The sequence below is a fragment of the Serratia sp. 2C06 genome, from assembly GCF_050037615.1.
GTDB lineage: Bacteria > Pseudomonadota > Gammaproteobacteria > Enterobacterales > Enterobacteriaceae > Serratia > Serratia ureilytica.
In genome coordinates, this window is record NZ_CP188299.1 from 1,206,121 (window position 1) to 1,226,259 (window position 20,139).

Consider the following 20,139-nt stretch of genomic DNA (forward strand, 5'->3'; position numbering starts at 1 on the left):
AGCCCCCTCACTCCCGCTGCAAAAAGAACTGCTTGATGGTCTGCCGCAGCCAGCGGTGCGCCGGATCGCGATCCAGGCGCGGGTGCCAGGCCTGGACGATAAACACCGATTCAAGCTCGAGCGGCAGCTCGATCTCCGCCAACGGCAGGTGGATGTTGCTCACCCCCTGCAGCACGTGGCGCGGCAGCGGCAGGATAAAGTCCGATTTCATGGTCAGCATCATCGCCGAATGGAAGCCCGGCAGGGTCAGGGCGACGTTGCGCTGCAGGCCGAGATCGCGCAGCGCGTCGTCGATCGGCCCTTGCGTGCGCCCGCGGCGGGAGACGCTGATATGCGGGTAATGAGTCAGGGTTTCGGGCGTTACCCGGCCGATAATTGGGTGCCCAGGGCGCACCAGCGCCTGAAAGGTGCTGGTGAACAGGCTCTGCGTCTTGATTTCCGGGTGCCAGTCGCGTGAGGAGCCGATCACCAGATCCACCTTGCCGCTGCGCAGCGCATCATCCTCGCCGTCGCTTTCTGCGATAAACTTCAGGCCGCTTAACGGCGCCATGTCCCGCAGCGTCTCCAGCAGGCCGCCCGCCAGCGCGCCGATAAAAATGTCGTTGGCGCGAATGGTGAAGGTTCGGGTCAGCTTGCCGGGCTCGAAGGATTCACTCGGCGCGATCAGCGCGGCGGCCTGTTCGATGATATCGCCGAGCTGGCGTTTCAACTCCAGCGCGCGCGGCGTCGGCACCAGATGCTTGCCAGCCCTGACCATGATCGGATCGTCGAACTGCCGGCGGATGCGCCCCAGAATGCGGCTCATTGCCGGCGCGCTCAGATTCATCTTCTCGGCGGCGCCGCTCACGCTGCCTTCTTCCAGCAGCAGATTCAGCGCATAGATCAGGTTGAAATCAATTTTTTGCGGCATGGCCTCTCCGGTGGTGGTGCGCTCAATGGATTGCGTTTTGTGCAACTAGTTAATTACATCATTTCATTTTAAACAATCCAAATAAGCCCGGATACTGCCCACGACAACAAAGATTGAGGCTGAAACAGCAGGAGTGGGGAATGGTTGAGGTGTCTGTTACGCCGCATCACAAGAATAGATGGCTCGCCAGCGCCGGCGAAATCAACGGCCGTACCTGGCTGGGGTTGTTCGGCGTGTTTTTGGCGGTGATGGCCAGCGGCGTGGGGGAAAACGCCAGCAAGTTCGCGCTGGCGGATATACAGGGCGGCATGCTGCTGAGTTTCGATGCCGGCAGCTGGCTGACCACGTGCTACGTCACCGGTTTTGTGATCGGTTCCGGGTTCACGCCCTGTTTTTGGCCGACCTTTTCGCTGCGCCGGGTGGCGCTGACGATGTGCGGCATTTACCTGGCCGGCGGGCTGCTGACGCCCTGGCTGAGAGAACAATATGGCGTGCTGCTGGCGGTGCGCAGCCTGCAGGGCTTCGCCGGCGGCGCGTTGCCGCCGATGCTGATGACGGTGGTGCTGCGTTTTATGCCGCCGCTGATCAAGGTGCTGGGGCTGGGCGCCTACGGCTGGGTCTCGGCCTGGAGCGCTACGCTGGGCGCCACCGCCGCCGCCTTCGCCTTTCACTGGGGCTGGAGCGGATATTTCTACTGGAACCTGCCGCTGATGGCGATCGCCGCCGTGTGCATCGGTTACGGCCTGCCGCAGGATCCGTTGCGGCTGGAGCGCCTGCGGCAGTTCAACTGGCGCGGCCTGCTGCTCGGCGGCATGGCGCTCGGCATGCTGACGATGGGCATCTCACAGGGGGAGCGCCTCGACTGGCTGAACTCGCCGCTGATCTACGTTTTATTGTTGGGCGGCATTGGGCTATTGGCATTATTTCTGATTAACGAATGGTATCACCCGCTGCCTTTTTTCAATTTGCAGCTATTAAGCAAAAGGAACTTGTCCTTCTCCTTAATTACGCTGGGTGGCGTGCTGTTAATTATGGTGTCGCTGGTCAATATCACGTCGGGATATTTATCCGCGATTCAGGGTTACCGTCAGGAACAAACCTCCGACTTAATGCTGTGGGTGGCGTTGCCGCAATTAATTACGCTGCCGATCGTCGCCATAATTTGCAATACGCCGCGGGTGGATTGCCGCTGGGTGCTGGCGATCAGCCTGCTGTTGATGGCCACCGCCTGCGTACTGGCCGCCCAGCTGACGCCGGAATGGAACGGCGACACGTTTCGCGTCATCGCACTGTTGCAGGCGATTGCTCAACCGATGGCGATCATCCCGTTGCTGATGCAGGCGACCGGCGGGCTGTTGCCGACCGACGGGCCGTTTGCGGCGGCGTGGTTCAACGCGGTGAAAGGTTTCGCCGCCACCGCGGCCGGCGGCGCCATCGCACTGCTCAGCCGGCAGCGCGGGGATTATCACGCCGGTACGATCGCCGACGGCTTCGGCTCGGCCTATAGCCGCGCATCGGGATCGGCGGAGCAGTTGGCGCAGCTTGCCGCCCGGCAGGGCCACGTGCTGGCCAGCGCCGATCTTTATCTGTTGGTTGCCGGCCTGGCGTTATTACTGACCGCGCTGATTTTAGTTATGCCGACCCGTATTTACCCGCCGCGTTCGGTCGCTGCCTGACATTTTATCATCAGACATAAATATTAAGTGGAGTCACTTTTATGGCTAACAAGAAAGTCGCCGTTGCCGTATTGGCGGTTGCCGTCATTACGCTGGGGTTATTAATCAATAAGTTCTTTATTAAAGAAACACAGCAGAATACCAACGACGCCTATATTCGCGCCGATATCTCGCGTATTTCACCGCAGATTGCCGGTGAAATTGCGCAGGTGTTGGTCAGGGACAACCAGTGGGTCAAACAGGGGGAATTGCTGGCGGTGATCGACCCGCGTGAATTCAACGTCGCGCTGGCGCAGGCGACGGCCCAGGAGCAATCCGCCCGCGCCCGCCAGGACGACGCCGGGGCCAACCTGACCCGACAGAGCGCGCTGATCGCCGCCGCGTTGGCGGAGCGGCAGGCGGCGCAGGCGGAGCTGGCGTTTGCGCGCCAGGAGCAGAACCGCTACCAGAGAATGGCCAGCAGCGGTGCGGGGTCGCAGCAGGCGGCGCAGCAGGCGACAACGCGGGTGCACACGCTTTCCGCCAATGTGGCGCAGGCGGAGGCGACGCTCAAAGCGGCGCGAAACATGGAGCAGGTGCTGCAAGCCAAGCTGGCGGACAGCGATGCCGAGCTGATGCTGGCGCAGGCGAAGAAAGCGATGGCCGAGCTGAACCTGTCTTACACCCGTATCACCGCGCCGATCGGCGGCGTGATCGGCAAGAAAAGCCTACGGGTCGGGGAGTTCGTCAAACCGGGCGATGCGCTGCTGGCCATCGTGCCGCAGGACAAGCTGTACATCATCGCCAACTACCAGGAAACCCAGTTGGAAAACATTGCGCACGGGCAGTCGGTAGACATCCATATCGATACCTTTCCCGGCCAAACGCTGAAAGGGCTGGTGGACAGCATCGCGCCGGCTTCCGGCGTCAGCTTCGCGGCCGCGGCGCCGGAGAACGCCACCGGCAACTTCACCAAGATCGTTCAGCGCATCCCGGTGAAGATTGTGTTTGATATCAACAAAGAGCACGCCACCTTGCTGAGCGCCCTGCGCGTCGGCATGTCTGCGGACGTCAGCATCAATACGCTGGACGGGGGCCTGCAATGAACAGAGTCGTGATCCCGCTGCTGCTGATTGCGCTGAGCGGCTGCCGGGCGGTAGGGCCGGACTACGCTCGGCCGCAGAACGCGCTGCCAGAAAGCTGGGGGGAGCAGGCGGGCGGCGGGGCGCTGCCGGTGGCCTGGTGGTCGATATTCAACGATGCGTCGCTGTCGCAACTGGTGCAGCGCGCGGCGGCCGGCAACCTGGATCTGCAGCTCGCCACGGCGCGCATGCAACAAAGCCGCGCCCTGCTGGGCGTGACGGAGGCGGCGCTGATGCCGGATCTGAGTCTGGACGGCGCTTATCTGCGCCAACGCGCCACCTCGGTGGGCAGCATGGATCCGTCCGGCAACGGCGGAGAGGCGGATTATAACCTCTGGCGCGGCGGAGCCAGCGCCACCTGGGAGCTGGACATGTGGGGCAAGCTGCGTCGCGCGTCGGAAAGTGCGCGCGCCAGCTTCGCCGCTTCGCAGGAGAACCGGCGCGCACTGCTGACGTCGGTGACGGCGGAGGTGGCGAGCGACTATCTGCGCCTGCGCGCCACGCAGCAACAGCTGGCGGTGGCGCAGGAAAACCGCACTACGGCGCTGCGCACGCTGCAGCTGACGCAAAACCGTTATCAGAGCGGCGCGGGCAACGAACTGGATGTCGATCAGGCGCAGGTGCAGTTGGCGCAGGTGGATGCCCTGCTGCCGGCGCTGTTCGATCGGCAGGAACGCTTGATCAACGCCATCAGCCTGCTGTTGGGCGAGCGGCCGGGCGCGCTGACAGCGATGTTGTCGCCGACGGGGCCGCTGCCGACGCTGGCGCGCGCCGTGCCGATGGGGGTGCCGTCGGATCTGGCGCTGCGCAGGCCGGATATTCGCGAAGCGGCGGAGCGTTTGCATCAGGCGACCGCCGAGATCGGCGTCGCCAGCGCCGACTACTATCCGCGCATCACGCTGACCGGCAATGCGGGCTATCAGGCGTTGGCGCTGGCGGATATGGGCAGTTGGTCCACGCATACCTTCGCCATCGGCCCCGCCCTGTATTTGCCGCTGTTCGACGGGGGAAAAATCACCCAACGGGTGCGCCTGAGCGAATACCGGCAGCAGGAAATGGCCATCACCTACCAGCAAACGGTGCTGCGCGCCTGGCACGAGATTGACGACGCGCTTGCCGGTTATCGCGCCCAGCAGCGCCGCCAGACGCACCTGGCCGAGGCGCTGGCCGCCAACCGACACGCGTTTGCGCTGGCGCGCGACAGCTATCTGAACGGCGCCAGCGATTTTATCCACGTTCTGAGCACGCAGCGCGCGCTGCTGGATCTGCAGTCCGCGCAAATTGTTTCAGAGGAGGAGACGGCGATCGCCGTGGTGAATATCTATCGAGCGCTGGGCGGCGGCTGGGAACACACCTACCCGTCTGCGGCGCCACAGGAGAAGGCTGATGCACAACACGCTGAATAAGATTGTCGACGAGATGCTGGAAAGGGACACCCGCCGCAAACGGGAGGCCCGGGTGAGCGCCGTGCGGCAAGTCACCGCTCGGATCCGTCGCATCACGTTGAGCGGCGATGATGTGGATAAGTTTATCGCCGATCCGCGCGCGCAGGAGCCGGCCAGTTGGGTCAAAGTGTTCTTCCCGTGGCGCGACACGCTGGCCGGGCGGGCTTACACCCTGAGCGGCATCGACAAACTCGCCTGCACCTTCGATATCGATATGGTACTGCACGGCGAAGGCCCGGCGTCGAACTGGGCGCGCGACGCGATGCCGGGCGACAAGCTGGGGTTCGCCGGCCCTTGTTCCGGCGGCTTCCGATTGTTGCCGCAAACTCGCTGGCTGCTGTTGCTGGGCGATGAGACCGCGTTGCCCGCCATGCGCACCATTCTCGCCTCGCTGTCCGACCCGTTGCCGGTGCTGTGGTTCGCCGAAGTGGGCGATGCGCAGGAGATTCAGGATGTCGATTGTTCCTTCTTGCAGGTGAACAGCTGGCAAATTCGCACGCGCCATTTTGACAGCGTGATGAACAGCCCGCTGGTGCAGGCCGTCAGCCATTGCGAACTGCCGCCCGGCGAAGGGCAGGTGTGGCTGGCCTGCGAGCAGCAGATCGCCGCATACCTGAAGGCGCGCTTTATCAACGAAATGGGCGTCTCCCGTGCGGCGCTGTTTGCCAAGGGGTATTGGAAAAAGGGCGAAGCCAACTTCAAGGGCGCGATTTAACTCAGCCGAACGAGGATTGTTATGATTAAGAGAGTGTTATTGGCGGTGGACTGCTTTGAGCACAGCGGCAATGCCCTGGATTTTATGGCGCGCCTGCAAGGCAGCATCGGCGACGTGATCGTACTGACGGTGGTGGACAATGCCTTCACGCTCAGCCGTAGCGGCCTGCGTTTCGACAGCGAGGAGCGCGAGGAGTATCCCGCCGCGCAACGGGAAGAGGCGCTGGCGGAAAAGCAGGTCGGGCAGGTGACGCGGGCGCTGAAACAGCAGGGTTTCAACGCCCAGGGCTTGCTGGCTGCGGGGACGCCCATCGAGGTGATCCCGGAACAGATGGCGCTGTTCAACTGCGATTTGCTGATCATCTCGCACCGCCACCTGTCTTCGTTGGGGCGCTGGTTGAACGCCTCCGTCACGCGTGGCCTGCTGGATGAGATTGGCCAACCGGTATTGGTGATCCCGCGCTAAGCTATGGGTAAGGGCAGCCGCATGCGGCTGCACGCGTTCGGCGACGAAGGCCGTACATACCGGAGGTCAACATGCGAAGTCTGGAAGATCAACTTGCCGCTTATGCCGCCTATCATCGCGATGCGCGCAATATCGTCACGCACTTTATCGGCATCCCCCTGATCGTCGTCAGCCTGCTGGCGCTGCTCTCCCGGCCGGCATGGGGCGCGGGATGGCTGCCGTTTTCGCCGGCCTGCGCGGTGGTGATCGTGTCGGCTCTCTATTACCTGCGGCTGAGTCTGCGGCTTGGCGTCATGATGTTGGCGTTGCTGCTGCTGTGCCTCGGGGTCGGCGCCTGGGTGGCGTCGCTATCGACGACGGCGTGGCTGAGCGTCGGCATCGGCGGTTTCGTCATCGGCTGGCTGTTTCAGTTTGTCGGACATTTCTGGGAGGGACGAAAACCGGCGTTTATGGACGACGTGACGGGCCTGATCATCGGCCCGCTGTTCGTGCTGGCGGAAGCCTGCTTCCTGGCCGGCGGGCTGCGCGAACTGCAACGGAACATCGAAATGCGATCGGGCAAAGTGCGCAACGGGAGGGTATAAAATAAGGCGTCATAGGATTTTTCTGCGAGGCCCCTTTTGAAAAAAGAGGCCTGAAGACGACGGATTATGCGTATTGGATCAATTTCCAGGTGACCCCTTTGCCGCCATAAGGAGGCATGATATTGCCTTTAGCGATTGGCGCTGTGGTTGAGGGTTTGCCAACCACTTCCCAGACGCCGCTTTCCGGGCATTTCTGTCCTGTCGTGGCTGTAGTGCCAATAGGTGATTTAGACATAAGATCTTTCCTTAATCCATACAGCGCCACAGTAGCGCTGTTCAGAAAGATATTTACACGTTCGTGTATATATTCAACCCTGTTCGGTCAATACGGACTATGTGTTTAAATCTCCAGTTAATATTGTCTTTTCCGTTTTTATTTTCGTTTTTTTCATTGTTTTTGTTTCAAATTATATTGTTTTTATATGCTTTGTTATTTTGTATTCTAATAAGAAATTGCAATGAAAATGTTTAATTTATTATTTTATATTTAAGGTTTTCGATTTTTTTCTTTATCGTGCGGACACTGAAAATCTGGATTATGTCGCTTATTTTTAAGAGCGTTGTTTGCCTGGCCGGCGAAGCCCCCCGCCTCCAAGCTCGGGGGGCTGAATGTATTTACCCGATCGCTGGGTAATCGGTGTAGCCTTCCCGGCTGCCGCCGAAGAATTTCTCTTTGATTGGCGCATTCAGCGCCAGCCCGTGCTGTAGGCGGTGAGGCAGATCCGGGTTGGCGATGAACGGGCGGCCGAAGCCGATCAAGTCTGCCCAACCTTTGGCCAGCGCTTCTTCAGCGCGTTCAGGCGTGTATTTGCCCGAGTAAATCAGCGTGCCGCGGAAAATCAGGCGCAGCGATTCTTTGAACGCCGCCGGCATCACCGGGGCATCATCCCAATCCGCTTCGGCGATGTGAATATAAGCGGCGCCGATATCGTTCAGCACGCTGGCCGCCGCCAGATAGGTGGCTTCCGGGGTATCGTCCTGCGAGCCCATCAGAGTGGTCAGCGGCGCCAGGCGCACGCCCAGTTTCTCTTTGCCGATGGCGTCCGCGACCGCCTGCGCGACTTCCCGCAGGAAACGCAGGCGATTTTGCAGTGAACCGCCGTATTCGTCGTCGCGCTGGTTTTCCCGTGAGTCGATAAACTGATTGATCAGATAGCCATTCGCACCGTGCAGCTCTACGCCGTCGAAACCGGCGGCGATGGCGTTGCGTGCCGCCTGGGCGTAGTCGTTAACGATCGCCGGGATTTCTTCCCGCGTTAAGGCGCGCGGTGCGGAGTGTTGCACCATTTCACCCACGCCATGTTCCGGCCCGCGGCCTTCGACATCCACGAACACCTTGACCCCGTCGGCCTGGATGGCGGAGGAGGAGACCGGCGCGGCGTGGCCAGGCTGTAAAATGGTATGCGACACGCGGCCGACGTGCCAAAGCTGCGCGAAGATCTTGCCGCCGGCCTGATGTACGGCGTTGGTGACTTTTTTCCAACCGGCGATGTGTTCCGGGGTGTAAATGCCGGGCGTCCAGGCATAACCCTGGCCCTGCTGGCTGATCTGCGTGCCTTCGCTGACGATCAGCCCGGCGCTGGCGCGCTGGGCATAATATTCAGCCATCATGTCGGTGGCGACGTCGCCGGCGCCGGCCCGTGAACGGGTCATGGGCGGCATGACGATGCGATTGTTCAGCGATAAACCGTTTAAAGAATACGAGTCAAAAAGCATGACGCTTCCCTCATGTGAATTAGGCCGTAGGGCGATGATGTTTTGCTGAGGCCATTATATTTCGTCGTTTAATTCTAAAAACGCGCACAATAACAAAACACTTTTGCTCTGTGTTCAATAGTCGCGGCAGCCGCCGGTGAGCCGGTATGGCGGGTGGGCCAGGTGGCGAGAATGAACCCGATGTGCGCACGGGCGACGGCGGCTATTGCCTGTCGGCGCGTGGCTGAGATAGAGTCGGCTGCTGTTTTCCCCACGATTTTTAACAAAATCGCAAAAGTCTTTTAGCCTTCCGCCTGCTTATCTTTGGTGTGATCAATGTCATACTTTTGGCATCTTAACTTTCCCGCGCTTCGGCAGCGGTTAACCGGAGTTGTTGAATGAAAATTAACTTTCCCTTATTAGCCCTGGCGGTGGGGGCGTTCGGCATCGGCACGACCGAGTTTTCCCCGATGGGGTTGCTGCCGACGATCGCCAAAGGGGTGGACGTCTCCATCCCGATGGCCGGCATGTTGATCAGCGCCTACGCCGTTGGCGTGATGGTCGGCGCACCGCTGATGACGTTGCTGCTTTCTCACCGGGCGCGCAGAAGCGCGCTGATCTTCCTGATGGCGATCTTTACCCTGGGTAACGTGCTGTCGGCGGTTGCGCCTGACTACACCACCCTGATGCTGTCGCGCATCATCACCAGCCTGAACCACGGCGCGTTCTTTGGCCTCGGTTCAGTGGTGGCCGCCAGCGTGGTGCCGAAAGAGAAACAGGCCAGCGCCGTGGCGACCATGTTTATGGGCCTGACCATCGCCAATATCGGCGGGGTGCCGGCCGCGACCTGGCTGGGTGAAACCATCGGCTGGCGCATGTCGTTCCTGGCGACGGCCGGGCTGGGCGTGATCGCCATGCTGGGGCTGTGGTTCTCGTTGCCGAAAGGCAGCGCCGGCGCACGCCCTGATGTGAAACGCGAGCTGTCGGTGTTGGTGCGCCCGCAGGTGTTGTCCGCCTTACTGACGACCGTGCTGGGCGCGGGCGCGATGTTCACGCTCTATACCTATATCTCGCCGGTGTTGCAGCACATCACCGATGCGACGCCGCTGTTCGTGACGGTCATGCTGGTGTTGATCGGCGTCGGTTTCTCCATCGGCAACTACCTGGGCGGTAAATTCGCCGACCGCTCCGAGAGCGCGACGCTGAAGGGTTTCTTGCTGCTGCTGGTGGTCATTATGCTGGTGATCCCGTTCCTGGCGCGCAGTGAAATCGGCGCCGCGGTCAGCATGGTGATTTGGGGTGCGGCGACCTTTGCCGTGGTGCCGCCGCTGCAGATGCGCGTGATGCGTGTCGCCAGCGAAGCGCCGGGCCTGTCGTCCTCGGTCAACATCGGCGCCTTTAACCTGGGCAATGCGCTGGGCGCCGCCGCCGGTGGCGCGGTAGTCTCCGCCGGGCTGGGATACAGCTTCGTGCCGGTGATGGGGGCTATTATTGCCGGATTGGCGCTGTTGCTGGTGCTGTTCACCCACCGTCAGGCCGAAAAAGTGGCCTACGCCAACGGGTAAACGATAATGTGCGGCGGGGTTCCCCGCCGCGCTCACTCAAAGCCGAGCAGGCTGAACGCATCGTCCTGCGGGGCGTAGCCGAGCAGGCGACGGGTCTCTTCCAGCGACAAACGCGTATAGCGGTTATTGGAAACCCCGTGCACCACCGCATATTGCACCCCTTCGACACGAATGCAGCGATCCAGCAGATCGGCGGCGTCGCGATGGCTGAGAAAAGCGCTCATGTCGCGGGCGCTAAGCTGTTCGCCCCGGCTTAGAGTGGTGAAGTTGGCGATGCGTACCGACAGGGCGGAAAGCCCCTCCTGATGGGCGAAATAGGCGGCGATGCCTTCGCCGAACGCCTTGCTGGCGCCGTACAGATTTTTCGGCTTCGGCGCGTCATCTGGGCGGATTTGATAATCGAGCGGGTAGCCTTCCACCGCCTGCGCGCTGCTGGCGAACACTACCCGGCGGCAGCCGGCGTCTTTCGCCGCGCGGAAGATATTGAAGGTGCCGAGAATGTTGTTGTCCATCAGCGAACCGCAAAAATCGGCGTCGGGAGCCGGATCGGCGGCCAGGTGCAACACGGTGTCGATATTGGCGCAGGCCTCACGGCAGGCGTCGAGATCGGCGATGTTGAAGCTGATGACCTCATCGCCGGGCCGGCGATCGCGCAACAGAGCGAGATCTCGTTCCGCCAGCCGCAATGCATAGCGATCGCCCACTGCCTGGCGAAACGCGGTGGCGACTCGGCCGCCGGCGCCGGTAATCAAAATCCGTCCTACATCAGTACGCAACACCATGGTGACTGTCATCCCTACTCTCGATTAAGCGTTGACCAGTAATAATCCCCCGTGTGATTTTTGTCTAGTTGTTTTAATTAGTTATTATGATGTTTATTCGCCATATTCAATTGCGCACGGTGATTTTTGCGTGGGTGAATATCGTGAGGTGCTAACAATATTCGATGAGGTTTGGCGATGTATTTGCCTTAATGGCTGCGAATATTGCCAGAAAAGCCGATTGGCCGCTGGAAAATACGTGTTTCGCTTTAGCTTGATAGTGAATTATTAGGTTAGTTAATCTTATGTTTTTTTGACGTGAAGCCGGGCGATACTCTCTCATCCCTCTCTATCGCTCGCGCGATATATCATCGGCGCAGTGATCCCGGTAGAGGGCGGCATGCATTATTTCGCGCATTGAGGCCGTTTTGCCTTTGCGATCACAGTTCGGCAATTTGCCGTCGCAAAGCCTTGCTCCGCTAAAATCTGCGGTGTTAACGTCATAACTCAACCGATTTAGGGTTGTTACTGCTGCGGCAGGCAAAACCTAAACCTCGCGTTTCTGTTCCCCGATGGGGCAGAGGCCGCGAGGTTTAGGTTTTTTTTTGCGCCGAATTTCGCTCCTGCGCCAGGCCAGCGCAAATGCGGGATCGGCAGAACGCGAAGTCTAAGGATAACCGTATGAAATATGACACATTAGCCAGTGAGATTTTGGCCGGCGTCGGTGGCCGCGACAATGTGAAAAGCCTGGTGCATTGCGCCACCCGCCTGCGTTTCAAGCTGCGTGACGACCGCCGCGCCAACGCGGCAGCGCTGAAGAAAAACCCGGGCGTCATCATGGTGGTGGAGAGCGGTGGCCAGTTTCAGGTGGTGGTGGGCAACCACGTGGCCGAGGTGTTCGATGCGGTCAACCGGGTCGGCGGGTTGGCCGAAGGCGCGTCGAGCGGCGGCGATGCGGACGGTAAAAAAGACAATCTGCTCAGCCGCTTTATCGACGTGGTTTCCGGCATCTTCACCCCATTGCTCGGGGTGATGGCCGCTTCGGGGATCCTGAAAGGCTTCCTGGCGCTGAGCCTGGCCTGCGGCTGGCTGCTGGAGAGCGGCGGCACCTTCAAAATGCTGTTCGCCGCCAGCGACTCGCTGTTCTACTTCTTCCCGATCATGCTCGGCTACACCGCCGGGAAAAAATTCGGCGGCAACCCCTTCGTCACCATGGCGATCGGCGGCGCGTTGACGCATCCGCTGATGATGGCGGCGTTCGAGGCGGCGCAACAGCCGGGCGCGGTGCGCGAATATTTCTTCGGCATTCCGCTGACTTTTATCAACTACAGCTCGTCGGTGATCCCCATCATCTTTGCGGCCTGGGTGTCCTGCCGTCTGGAGCCGCTGTTTAACCGGGTGATCCACAGCGCGCTGCGCAATTTCATCACGCCGCTGCTGTGTCTGGCGATCACCGTGCCCTTGACCTTCCTGCTGATCGGCCCGGCGGCGACCTGGCTCAGCCATCTGCTGGCCAACGGCTATCAGGCCATTTACGCCTTCAACCCGATCATCGCCGGCGCTTTCATGGGGGCGATGTGGCAGGTGTGCGTGATCTTCGGCCTGCATTGGGGGCTGGTGCCGTTGATGATCAACAACCTGAGCGTGCTGGGGCGCGACACCATGGTGCCGCTGCTGCTGCCGGCGGTGATGGGGCAGGTCGGCGCTACGCTGGGCGTGATGCTGCGCACCCGCGACGCCAAGCTGCGGGCGCTGTCCGGTTCGGCCATCGGCGCCGGGATTTTCGGCATCACCGAACCGGCGGTGTACGGCGTCACCCTGCCGAACAAGCGTCCGTTCATCTTCGGCTGCATCGGCGGCGCGTTGGGCGGGGCGGTGATCGGTTACTTCCATACCTCGGTCTACTCGTTCGGCCTGGTGAACGTGTTCACCTTCGCGCAAATCATTCCCAACGGCGGCATCGACGCCACGGTGTGGGGCGCGATCGGCGGCACCCTGCTGTCGTTTGTGTTCGCCGCGCTGGCCAGCTACCTGTTCGGCGTCGCGCCGGCGGAAGAGACGGCGCAGCCTGAAGCCGCCGCGCCGCTTAACCGCAAACAGGCCATTCTCAGCCCGATCGCCGGCGACATCGTGCCGCTGGAGCAGGTGAACGACGCGACCTTCGCCAGCGGCCTGCTGGGGAAAGGCGTGGCGATCGCGCCGCAGCAGGGGCGGGTGGTGGCGCCGGTGAGCGGCAGCGTGGCGTCGCTGTTCAAAACCAAACACGCCATCGGCATCGAATCGGACGACGGCGCGGAGATTCTCATCCACGTCGGCATCGATACCGTGAAGCTCGACGGGGCGCATTTCACCGCCCACGTGCGGGAAGGCGAGCGGATCGCGCCGGGCGATCTGCTGATCGAGTTCGACCAGGCGGCGATCCATGCCGCCGGCTATGACACCACCACGCCGATCATCATCAGCAACAGCGATGACTACGTGGACGTGTTGACCAGCGGCCTGTCTCCGGTGCAGGAACAGGCGCCGCTGCTGACTTTATTACGTTAATTGAGGAGCAAGCGATGAACGGCAAGTTTCCGCAACATTTTCTGTGGGGCGGCGCGGTAGCGGCGAACCAGGTAGAAGGCGCGTATCAGGCCGACGGCAAGGGGCTGTCGACCTCCGATCTGCAGCCGCAGGGCATCTTCGGCGCCATCACGCCGCGCACGGCGGGCGACAGCGGCATCAAGGACGTGGCGATCGATTTCTATCATCGTTACCCGGAGGATATCGCGCTGTTCGCCGAGATGGGTTTCAAGTGCCTGCGCACCTCGATCGCCTGGACGCGCATTTTCCCGCAGGGCGATGAAGAGACCCCGAACGAAGCCGGGCTGGCGTTTTACGATCGGCTGTTCGATGAGATGGCGAAATACGGCATTCAGCCGCTGATCACGCTGTCGCACTATGAGATGCCTTACGGTCTGGTGAAGCGCTACGGCGGCTGGGGCGATCGCCGCACTATCGATTTCTTCGAGCGCTATGCGCGCACCGTGTTCGAACGCTATAAGCACAAGGTTAAACACTGGCTGACCTTCAACGAGATCAACATGTCGCTGCACGCGCCCTTCACCGGGGTTGGCCTGCCGCAAGAGAGCGACAAGAGCGCCGTCTATCAGGCGATCCACCATCAGCTGGTGGCCAGCGCCAGAGCGGTGAAGGCCTGTCACGAGATCGTGCCGGAGGGGCAAATCGGCAACATGCTGCTGGGCGGCATTCTGTATCCGCTGAGCTGCAAGCCGGAAGATCTGCTGGAAACCCAGCGGCAAAACCGCGACTGGCTGTTCTTCGGCGACGTGCAGGCGCGCGGCTATTACCCGGCCTACATGCAGCGCTTCTTCCGTGAAAACGGCATTCAGGTGGCGATCACCGAGGAAGATCGGCAAACGCTGCGCGAAACCATCGACTTCATCTCGTTCAGCTACTACATGAGCGGCTGCGTTACCGCCGACCCGGAGCAGTATGAAACGGCACGCGGCAACATTCTCGATATGGTGCCGAACCCGCACCTGGCCAGTTCGGAGTGGGGGTGGCAAATCGACCCGATCGGGCTGCGCTACCTGCTCAACGTGCTGTACGACCGCTATCAGAAGCCGTTGTTCATCGTCGAGAACGGGCTGGGCGCCAAAGACTGCGTCGAGGCCGACGGCAGCATCAACGACGACTACCGCATCAACTATCTCAATGACCATCTGGTACAGGTGGCCGAGGCGATCGATGACGGCGTCGAGGTGATGGGCTACACCAGCTGGGGGCCGATCGATCTGGTCAGCGCCTCGAAGGCCGAAATGTCGAAGCGCTACGGCTTCATTCACGTCGACAGAGACGATGCCGGCAACGGTAGTCTCGAGCGCCGCCGCAAGAAGAGTTTCTACTGGTATCGCGATGTGATCCACAGCAACGGCGCCAGCCTGAAAGACCGACGCTAACCCTTCAGCCCGGCGGCAAGCGCCGGGCGTTAACTAACGTTATTCGCTGCTGTTCATGATGGGAAATTCTCTCCCAGGGAATGCTGTTGCCCGCAGTCAGCCGTTATGCGGAGAAATATAATAATGATGAAAAGCTTATTACCTCGTTCCATGACCCTGGCGGCGCTGGCGCTGCTCTGTAGCCAGGCGCAGGCGGAAACGCTGCAAACCGGCAAGGACGTTGAAGCTCCCACCGCCAAATGGGAAGGGGTGGCGCTCGGCTTTGAACCGCCGCAGCCTGGGCTGTTGGGGGATATGCTGGGGATCAGGCCGATCCTGGAGGATCACGGTTTCCACTATAATCTCGGCTACCTCAGCCAGCTGTCGTATAACGCCGGCGGCGGTTACAACCACGATAAACAGGCGTCGTACATCGACCAATTTTCGCTGACCTTCAGCCAGGATCTGCAGGCGCTGACCGGCATTCCGGATGCGGCGATCGAAGGCAATATCGTCAACCGCAACCATGACAACAACCTGACCCGCGATCGGCTGCAGGATCCGCGCGTCGGCCTGACCGATCTGTCGCAGGAGAGCTTTGGCGGGCAGTCGATCACCCGGCTGGGCTGGTTGACCTTCAGCCGTTCCTTCCTCGACAGCCGGCTGCAATGGCGTATCGGCATGATGAACAAGGTGCAGGATTTCGATCAGATCATCCCCTGCGATTTTCAGACGCTGACGCTGTGCGGCGGCAAGTCCGCCAACTCGTTGACCTGGTACAACTGGAACGTGCATTACTGGGGCACCACGCTGCAATACAAGCTGACCGACGGCCTGACGTTCAAGGGCGGCGTGATGGAGCAGAACCCGAGCGCCCCCAGCCGCAGCCACGCCTGGAGTTGGTCCACCAAGGGCAGCAAAGGCTTCCTGCTGCCGATGGAGGTGGAGCTGAAAACCCACGCCGTCAACCAGCTGCCGGGGGTGTATAACCTGGGCGTGTTGTTTACCAATGCGCGCCAGCGCGATCTTTATGAAGGGGTATCCGGCGGGCCGGGCGCCAGCGATCCGCAGGGCTATCGCAGCCACGATCGCACCTGGTTCCTGTATACCGGTTTCAACCAGCAGGTGACGCGCCATGCGGATGACGTCAACCGTGGCCTGAGCGTGTTCTACAGCCTGGGGCTGGGGGATCAGCGCAGCAACTACCTGCACTGGTCCACTTCGACCGGCATCCGCTATCGCGGGCTGTTCGATGCGCGGCCGGACGACTGGTTGGGGCTGGGCGTTTCGGTGGTGAAACTGAGCGATCGCTATAAAGACAATCAGCGTTACCTCAACGAGATGAGCGGCATCAGCGATTATCACGATCCGAACTACCGGCCGGTGCCGGGCCACTCGGTGACGGCGGAGCTGTACTACCGCGTTAACGTCACGCCGTGGCTGCAGCTGCAGCCGGGCCTGCAATACTGGCATCATCCGGCGGGCGTCAGCGAGACGCAGGACGCCTGGGTGACGGCGTTGAAAACGGTGGTGACCTTCTGATCAGGCCGCGTCGTTCTCGCGGTAGCGCCGGCGTGCGTGCTCAAACCAGCTGGCCGGCACGTTGTGCGGCGGCTGCTGTAATCTGAGCAGCCCCTGTTCGACGATATGGCTGGCCTGGCGCCACAGCGTCGGGTCGCCTTCGGTCAGCACTTCCAGCAGGCGCTGTTTCTCGATCAGATAGGTTTGGGCGAAGTGGCTGTCGTAGTCCAGCAGCGAGCGGGTGTTGTCGATCAGATCCGCCAGTTTGATGGTTTTGGCCTGCGGCGATGCGCTGGCGCTGTGGCGCCGATCGCGGTTTTTACGCTCGAAGCGGTTGCCGTCCTCGGCGTGGCTGACGTTGGTTAACATCCGCACCAGCTCCGCTACCTGCGGCCCAAAGTGGCTTTCGATATCGCCGAGGGTGGTGGGCGTGTCTTCCACCGTGTCATGCAGCCAGGCGGCCGCCAGCATCTCTTCGGTGTGCGGCACGCTGCGTACCAGCTCCATGACCGCCTGCGGGTGGACGATGTACGGATCGTTGGTGTATTTGCGGCGCTGATCGATGGCCGCATGCGCCTTGGTGGCGTAGCGGCGCGCGCGTTCTGCAAGCGTATTCGTCATTTCCTTTCCCTCCCGGCATCCTCTGCATGAAAAAAATGTAGCATACCTCACAAGAAATAGCTTGCGATTACATCGTGCGCTATCTATATTCACTCACATGAAAAGCACCGATACCGAACAACCCAACGCGAAGAACCTGCTGCTGCTCGATCAGCAGCTCTGTTTCGCGCTGTACTCCGCCAACCTGGCGCTGCACAAAGTCTACCGCAAGCTGTTGAATCAGCTCGAGCTCACCTACCCGCAGTATCTGGTGATGATGGTGCTGTGGGAACGCGATCGGGTGACGGTATCGGATATCGGCGAGCGGCTGTTCCTCGATTCCGCCACGCTGACGCCGCTGCTGAAACGGCTGGAAACCGCTGGTTTGCTGGTGCGCTATCGCGCCACTACCGACGAGCGCCAGGTGATCATCGCGCTCACCGAAGCCGGCCGCGCGCTGCGTGAACGGGCGCAGTCGGTGCCCGAGGCGGTGATGTGCGCCACCGACTGCAGCCTGGACGAGATCGTCTCGCTCAAACAGCAGCTGGAAAAGCTGCGCGGCAGCCTGATCGATCAGATTTGACCCACCGACGCCGGACGCAAGAACGGCAGGGGGGGTCTACACTGGTTAATAAGTGTCAAAAATAAGTAGTGCACGATTTAATCGTAAAAGATATATATGTGACCGGCTACCCCTCGCGGGGGCCGTTGTCATCTCGCCAACCAGCAAGAAGGAATGAACGATGTCTATTGAGAAAGTGGTTTACCGCGCTCACGCCACCGCAACCGGCGGCCGCGACGGCCGTGCAACCTCCTCCGACGGCGTGTTGGACGTGAAACTGGGCGTACCGAAAGAGATGGGCGGCGCCGGCGGCGAAGTCACCAACCCCGAGCAGCTGTTCGCCGCCGGTTACTCGGCCTGTTTCCTCGGCGCGTTGAAGTTTGTCGCGGCGAAAGAAAAGGTCAAAATCCCGGCCGAAGCGAAGATCGACGGCACCGTCGGCATCGGTGAAATCCCGAACGGCTTCGGCATCGAAGTGCAGCTGGATATTTCGCTGCCGGGCATCGAGCGCAGCGTGGCGGAAGATCTGGTGAAAAAGGCGCACGTGGTGTGCCCGTATTCCAACGCCACCCGCGGCAATATCGACGTTACGCTGAACGTTAAGTAAGTTTTTTGCCGACACCATGGAAAAAATGGAGGGTTTATCCCTCCATTTTCTTTGATATCCCGTCTGAAAAGTGCTCAAAAAAGCGGTAAATTTTGCCCGTTTTGTGAGAATTCTCTTGATTATTACTCGCAAAATAACGCTTATTGCCGGTTGGCTGAACCAGAAGCCGCAATCAGTGTCTGACTGAGTCAGAACCGCTACACCGTCCCCGGAGCCACCGCGTTACATGAACAAAGTTAAATCGCTATCACAGCAGAATTTATCGTTATTGTTAGCGATCTATATCGGCATCTTTCTAAACCTGTCCGTTTTTTATCGCCGTTTTGATTCGCTGGCGCACGGCATTCAGGGAATTAAGCTTATTTCGGCGGTGACGGAAGTCATCGCTATCGTCCTGTTCACGTTCTTCATCATGCGGCTGGTATCGCTCGGCGGCCGGCTGTTTTATCGCATCGTCGCCTCGCTGCTGGTGCTGATTTCGGTTGCCGCCAGCTACTACATGACGTTTTTCAACGTGGTGATCGGCTACGGCATCGTGGTGTCGGTGATGACCACCGATATCGATCTGTCGAAAGAGGTGGTGGGCCTGCATTTCGTGCTGTGGATGGTGGCGCTCAGCGCCTTGCCGCTGCTGCTGATCTGGAAAAACAGCCTGCGCTTCACCCTGATCGAACAGCTGAAAACCCCCGGTCACCGCATCAAACCGCTGCTGGTGTTGTTGGCGGTGGTAGCGTTGGTCTGGCTGCCGCTGCGCATGCTGGACGACGAGCAAAGCGTGCAGGAGAAGCTCGCCAACGTCGATCTGCCGAGCTACGGCGGCGTGGTGGCGCACTCGTACCTGCCGTCTAACTGGCTGTCGGCGCTGGGGCTGTTCGCCTATACCCGCTATGACGAAAGTCAGGATCAGAGCACGCTGTTCGATCCGGGCAAACACTTTACCTATGTGCCGCCGGCGGACATCGACGATACCTACGTGGTGTTCATCATCGGCGAGACCACGCGCTGGGATCACATGGGCATGCTGGGCTACGAGCGCGACACTACCCCGCGCCTGTCGAAAGAGAAGAATCTGGTGGCGTTCCGCGGCGAGTCGTGCGACACCGCCACCAAGCTGTCGCTGCGCTGCATGTTCGTGCGCGAAGGCGGCACCGAGGACAACCCGCAGCGCACGCTGAAAGAGCAAAACGTGTTCGCGGTGATGAAGGAACTGGGCTTCTCTTCCGAGCTGTTCGCCATGCAGAGTGAGGTGTGGTTCTACAACAACACCGAGGTGAACAACTATTCGTTCCGCGAGATGATCGCGTCCGAGAAGCGCAACGACGGCAAGGCGGTCGACGATATGCTGCTGGTGGACGAAATGAAGGAGTCGCTGGCGCGTTATCCGAAGGGCAAACACCTGGTGATCCTGCATACCAAAGGCTCGCACTACCTGTACTCGCAGCGTTATCCGCGCAGCTATGCGCGCTATCAGCCGGAGTGCATGGGGGTGGATGACTCCTGCACCAAGGCGCAGCTGATCAACGCCTTCGACAATACGGTGCTGTATACCGACAGCTTTATCAGTAATGTGATCGACCAGGTGCGGGACAAGAAGGCCATCGTGTTCTATGCCGCCGATCACGGCGAGTCGATCGGCGAGAATACGCACCTGCACGGCACGCCGCGCGAAATGGCGCCGCCGGAACAATTCCGCGTGCCGATGATGGTGTGGGCGTCGGACAAGTTCCTCGAGAACCCGCAGCACCTCAGCGCCTTTGAGCAACTGCAGGCGCAGCAACGCATCGGCAGAACGCATCGCCACGTCGAGCTGTTCGACACCATCCTCGGTTGCCTCGGCTACACCTCGCCGAACGGCGGCATCGTGGATAAAAACAACTGGTGCCATCTCCCGCAGAATAAAACGGCACCTGCCAGCCTGTAATCCCTCCCGCCGGGTGCCTTGCGCACCCGGTAATTTCCGCCAATACA

General features: G+C 60.5%; 18 protein-coding genes. 13 read left to right on the forward strand and 5 right to left on the reverse strand.

Annotated features, from left to right (window positions below; translation table 11 throughout):
* Positions 1–7: 7 nt before the first annotated feature.
* Positions 8–910, reverse strand: coding sequence for a LysR family transcriptional regulator (locus ACP3TA_RS06175; protein ID WP_046688564.1), 903 nt, complete (start codon positions 908–910; stop codon positions 8–10).
* A gap of 140 nt (positions 911–1,050) precedes the next feature.
* On the opposite strand from ACP3TA_RS06175, the gene ACP3TA_RS06180 reads away from it, so the two are divergent.
* The 6 genes from ACP3TA_RS06180 to ACP3TA_RS06205 all read left to right on the forward strand — a co-directional run bounded on the left by ACP3TA_RS06180 (position 1,051) and on the right by ACP3TA_RS06205 (position 6,916).
* Complete coding sequence (locus ACP3TA_RS06180) at positions 1,051–2,586, forward strand: MFS transporter (protein WP_033645079.1); 1,536 nt, start codon at positions 1,051–1,053, stop codon at positions 2,584–2,586.
* Positions 2,587–2,627: 41 nt separating this feature from the next.
* Positions 2,628–3,671, forward strand: a complete 1,044-nt coding sequence (locus ACP3TA_RS06185) for an HlyD family secretion protein (RefSeq protein ID WP_103101699.1) — start codon at positions 2,628–2,630, stop codon at positions 3,669–3,671.
* On the forward strand, positions 3,668–5,113 hold the full coding sequence (locus ACP3TA_RS06190) for an efflux transporter outer membrane subunit (RefSeq protein ID WP_206196330.1): 1,446 nt from the start codon (positions 3,668–3,670) through the stop codon (positions 5,111–5,113). Before ACP3TA_RS06185 ends, ACP3TA_RS06190 begins: the two co-directional genes overlap by 4 nt.
* Positions 5,094–5,867: a siderophore-interacting protein gene (locus ACP3TA_RS06195; protein ID WP_206196331.1), complete on the forward strand. Its 774-nt coding sequence runs from the start codon at positions 5,094–5,096 to the stop codon at positions 5,865–5,867. The genes ACP3TA_RS06190 and ACP3TA_RS06195 overlap by 20 nt, the downstream gene beginning before the upstream one ends.
* 21 nt (positions 5,868–5,888) lie before the next feature.
* A complete protein-coding gene (locus tag ACP3TA_RS06200; protein ID WP_033645075.1) occupies positions 5,889–6,332 on the forward strand; it encodes a universal stress protein in 444 nt (147 codons plus the stop codon).
* Between the two features lie 71 nt (positions 6,333–6,403).
* Positions 6,404–6,916: a DUF962 domain-containing protein gene (locus ACP3TA_RS06205; RefSeq protein WP_046688035.1), complete on the forward strand. Its 513-nt coding sequence runs from the start codon at positions 6,404–6,406 to the stop codon at positions 6,914–6,916.
* Between the two features lie 64 nt (positions 6,917–6,980).
* Here the strand turns inward: ACP3TA_RS06205 and ACP3TA_RS06210 are convergent, their stop codons facing one another.
* Both ACP3TA_RS06210 and ACP3TA_RS06215 read right to left on the reverse strand, forming a co-directional pair.
* Positions 6,981–7,151: a hypothetical protein gene (locus tag ACP3TA_RS06210; RefSeq protein WP_162837995.1), complete on the reverse strand. Its 171-nt coding sequence runs from the start codon at positions 7,149–7,151 to the stop codon at positions 6,981–6,983.
* A gap of 380 nt (positions 7,152–7,531) precedes the next feature.
* Positions 7,532–8,632: an alkene reductase gene (locus ACP3TA_RS06215; protein ID WP_206196332.1), complete on the reverse strand. Its 1,101-nt coding sequence runs from the start codon at positions 8,630–8,632 to the stop codon at positions 7,532–7,534.
* A gap of 377 nt (positions 8,633–9,009) precedes the next feature.
* Between ACP3TA_RS06215 and ACP3TA_RS06220 the strand changes: the two genes are divergently transcribed.
* Positions 9,010–10,176 (forward strand): MFS transporter, encoded by a 1,167-nt coding sequence (locus ACP3TA_RS06220; RefSeq protein WP_033645072.1) that lies wholly within the window; start codon positions 9,010–9,012, stop codon positions 10,174–10,176.
* Positions 10,177–10,208: 32 nt separating this feature from the next.
* On the opposite strand, the gene ACP3TA_RS06225 is transcribed toward ACP3TA_RS06220, so the two are convergent.
* Positions 10,209–10,958: an NAD-dependent epimerase/dehydratase family protein gene (locus ACP3TA_RS06225; RefSeq protein ID WP_069100556.1), complete on the reverse strand. Its 750-nt coding sequence runs from the start codon at positions 10,956–10,958 to the stop codon at positions 10,209–10,211.
* A gap of 660 nt (positions 10,959–11,618) precedes the next feature.
* On the opposite strand from ACP3TA_RS06225, the gene bglF reads away from it, so the two are divergent.
* From bglF to ACP3TA_RS06240, 3 genes are all read left to right on the forward strand, one after another.
* Entirely contained in the window at positions 11,619–13,484 is a 1,866-nt protein-coding gene (gene bglF, locus ACP3TA_RS06230; RefSeq protein WP_206196333.1) for a PTS beta-glucoside transporter subunit IIABC, read from the forward strand.
* A 14-nt stretch (positions 13,485–13,498) separates the two neighbouring features.
* Positions 13,499–14,902: a glycoside hydrolase family 1 protein gene (locus ACP3TA_RS06235; protein WP_060660093.1), complete on the forward strand. Its 1,404-nt coding sequence runs from the start codon at positions 13,499–13,501 to the stop codon at positions 14,900–14,902.
* Positions 14,903–15,052: 150 nt separating this feature from the next.
* Positions 15,053–16,423: a carbohydrate porin gene (locus ACP3TA_RS06240; protein WP_405051645.1), complete on the forward strand. Its 1,371-nt coding sequence runs from the start codon at positions 15,053–15,055 to the stop codon at positions 16,421–16,423.
* Here the strand turns inward: ACP3TA_RS06240 and ACP3TA_RS06245 are convergent, their stop codons facing one another.
* The gene (locus tag ACP3TA_RS06245) at positions 16,424–17,023 is read right to left on the reverse strand and encodes an HD domain-containing protein (protein ID WP_033645068.1); all 600 of its coding nucleotides are present in this window, start codon (positions 17,021–17,023) and stop codon (positions 16,424–16,426) included.
* A gap of 97 nt (positions 17,024–17,120) precedes the next feature.
* Here ACP3TA_RS06245 and ACP3TA_RS06250 point away from each other — a divergent pair, with 97 nt between their 5' ends.
* The 3 genes from ACP3TA_RS06250 to eptB all read left to right on the forward strand — a co-directional run bounded on the left by ACP3TA_RS06250 (position 17,121) and on the right by eptB (position 20,092).
* Positions 17,121–17,585 (forward strand): MarR family winged helix-turn-helix transcriptional regulator, encoded by a 465-nt coding sequence (locus tag ACP3TA_RS06250; protein ID WP_033645067.1) that lies wholly within the window; start codon positions 17,121–17,123, stop codon positions 17,583–17,585.
* Positions 17,586–17,745: 160 nt separating this feature from the next.
* Positions 17,746–18,171 carry an organic hydroperoxide resistance protein gene (locus ACP3TA_RS06255; RefSeq protein WP_004934114.1) on the forward strand — a complete coding sequence of 142 codons (426 nt, stop codon included), beginning with the start codon at positions 17,746–17,748 and terminating at the stop codon, positions 18,169–18,171.
* Positions 18,172–18,397: 226 nt separating this feature from the next.
* A complete protein-coding gene (gene eptB, locus ACP3TA_RS06260) occupies positions 18,398–20,092 on the forward strand; it encodes a kdo(2)-lipid A phosphoethanolamine 7''-transferase (protein WP_033645066.1) in 1,695 nt (564 codons plus the stop codon).
* Positions 20,093–20,139: the final 47 nt, after the last annotated feature.

Bases quoted from the DNA above. Each gene is read 5' to 3' on its own strand.
- ACP3TA_RS06235 (WP_060660093.1), top strand. From the start codon at position 13,499: ATGAACGGCAAGTTTCCGCAACATTTTCTGTGGGGCGGCGCGGTAGCG.
- ACP3TA_RS06185 (WP_103101699.1), top strand. From the start codon at position 2,628: ATGGCTAACAAGAAAGTCGCCGTTGCCGTATTGGCGGTTGCCGTCATT.
- ACP3TA_RS06195 (WP_206196331.1), top strand. From the start codon at position 5,094: ATGCACAACACGCTGAATAAGATTGTCGACGAGATGCTGGAAAGGGAC.
- ACP3TA_RS06215 (WP_206196332.1), bottom strand. From the start codon at position 8,632: ATGCTTTTTGACTCGTATTCTTTAAACGGTTTATCGCTGAACAATCGC.
- ACP3TA_RS06210 (WP_162837995.1), bottom strand. From the start codon at position 7,151: ATGTCTAAATCACCTATTGGCACTACAGCCACGACAGGACAGAAATGC.
- ACP3TA_RS06255 (WP_004934114.1), top strand. From the start codon at position 17,746: ATGTCTATTGAGAAAGTGGTTTACCGCGCTCACGCCACCGCAACCGGC.
- ACP3TA_RS06220 (WP_033645072.1), top strand. From the start codon at position 9,010: ATGAAAATTAACTTTCCCTTATTAGCCCTGGCGGTGGGGGCGTTCGGC.
- eptB (WP_033645066.1), top strand. From the start codon at position 18,398: ATGAACAAAGTTAAATCGCTATCACAGCAGAATTTATCGTTATTGTTA.
- ACP3TA_RS06245 (WP_033645068.1), bottom strand. From the start codon at position 17,023: ATGACGAATACGCTTGCAGAACGCGCGCGCCGCTACGCCACCAAGGCG.
- bglF (WP_206196333.1), top strand. From the start codon at position 11,619: ATGAAATATGACACATTAGCCAGTGAGATTTTGGCCGGCGTCGGTGGC.
- ACP3TA_RS06250 (WP_033645067.1), top strand. From the start codon at position 17,121: ATGAAAAGCACCGATACCGAACAACCCAACGCGAAGAACCTGCTGCTG.
- ACP3TA_RS06180 (WP_033645079.1), top strand. From the start codon at position 1,051: ATGGTTGAGGTGTCTGTTACGCCGCATCACAAGAATAGATGGCTCGCC.
- ACP3TA_RS06200 (WP_033645075.1), top strand. From the start codon at position 5,889: ATGATTAAGAGAGTGTTATTGGCGGTGGACTGCTTTGAGCACAGCGGC.
- ACP3TA_RS06190 (WP_206196330.1), top strand. From the start codon at position 3,668: ATGAACAGAGTCGTGATCCCGCTGCTGCTGATTGCGCTGAGCGGCTGC.
- ACP3TA_RS06240 (WP_405051645.1), top strand. From the start codon at position 15,053: ATGACCCTGGCGGCGCTGGCGCTGCTCTGTAGCCAGGCGCAGGCGGAA.
- ACP3TA_RS06225 (WP_069100556.1), bottom strand. From the start codon at position 10,958: ATGGTGTTGCGTACTGATGTAGGACGGATTTTGATTACCGGCGCCGGC.
- ACP3TA_RS06175 (WP_046688564.1), bottom strand. From the start codon at position 910: ATGCCGCAAAAAATTGATTTCAACCTGATCTATGCGCTGAATCTGCTG.
- ACP3TA_RS06205 (WP_046688035.1), top strand. From the start codon at position 6,404: ATGCGAAGTCTGGAAGATCAACTTGCCGCTTATGCCGCCTATCATCGC.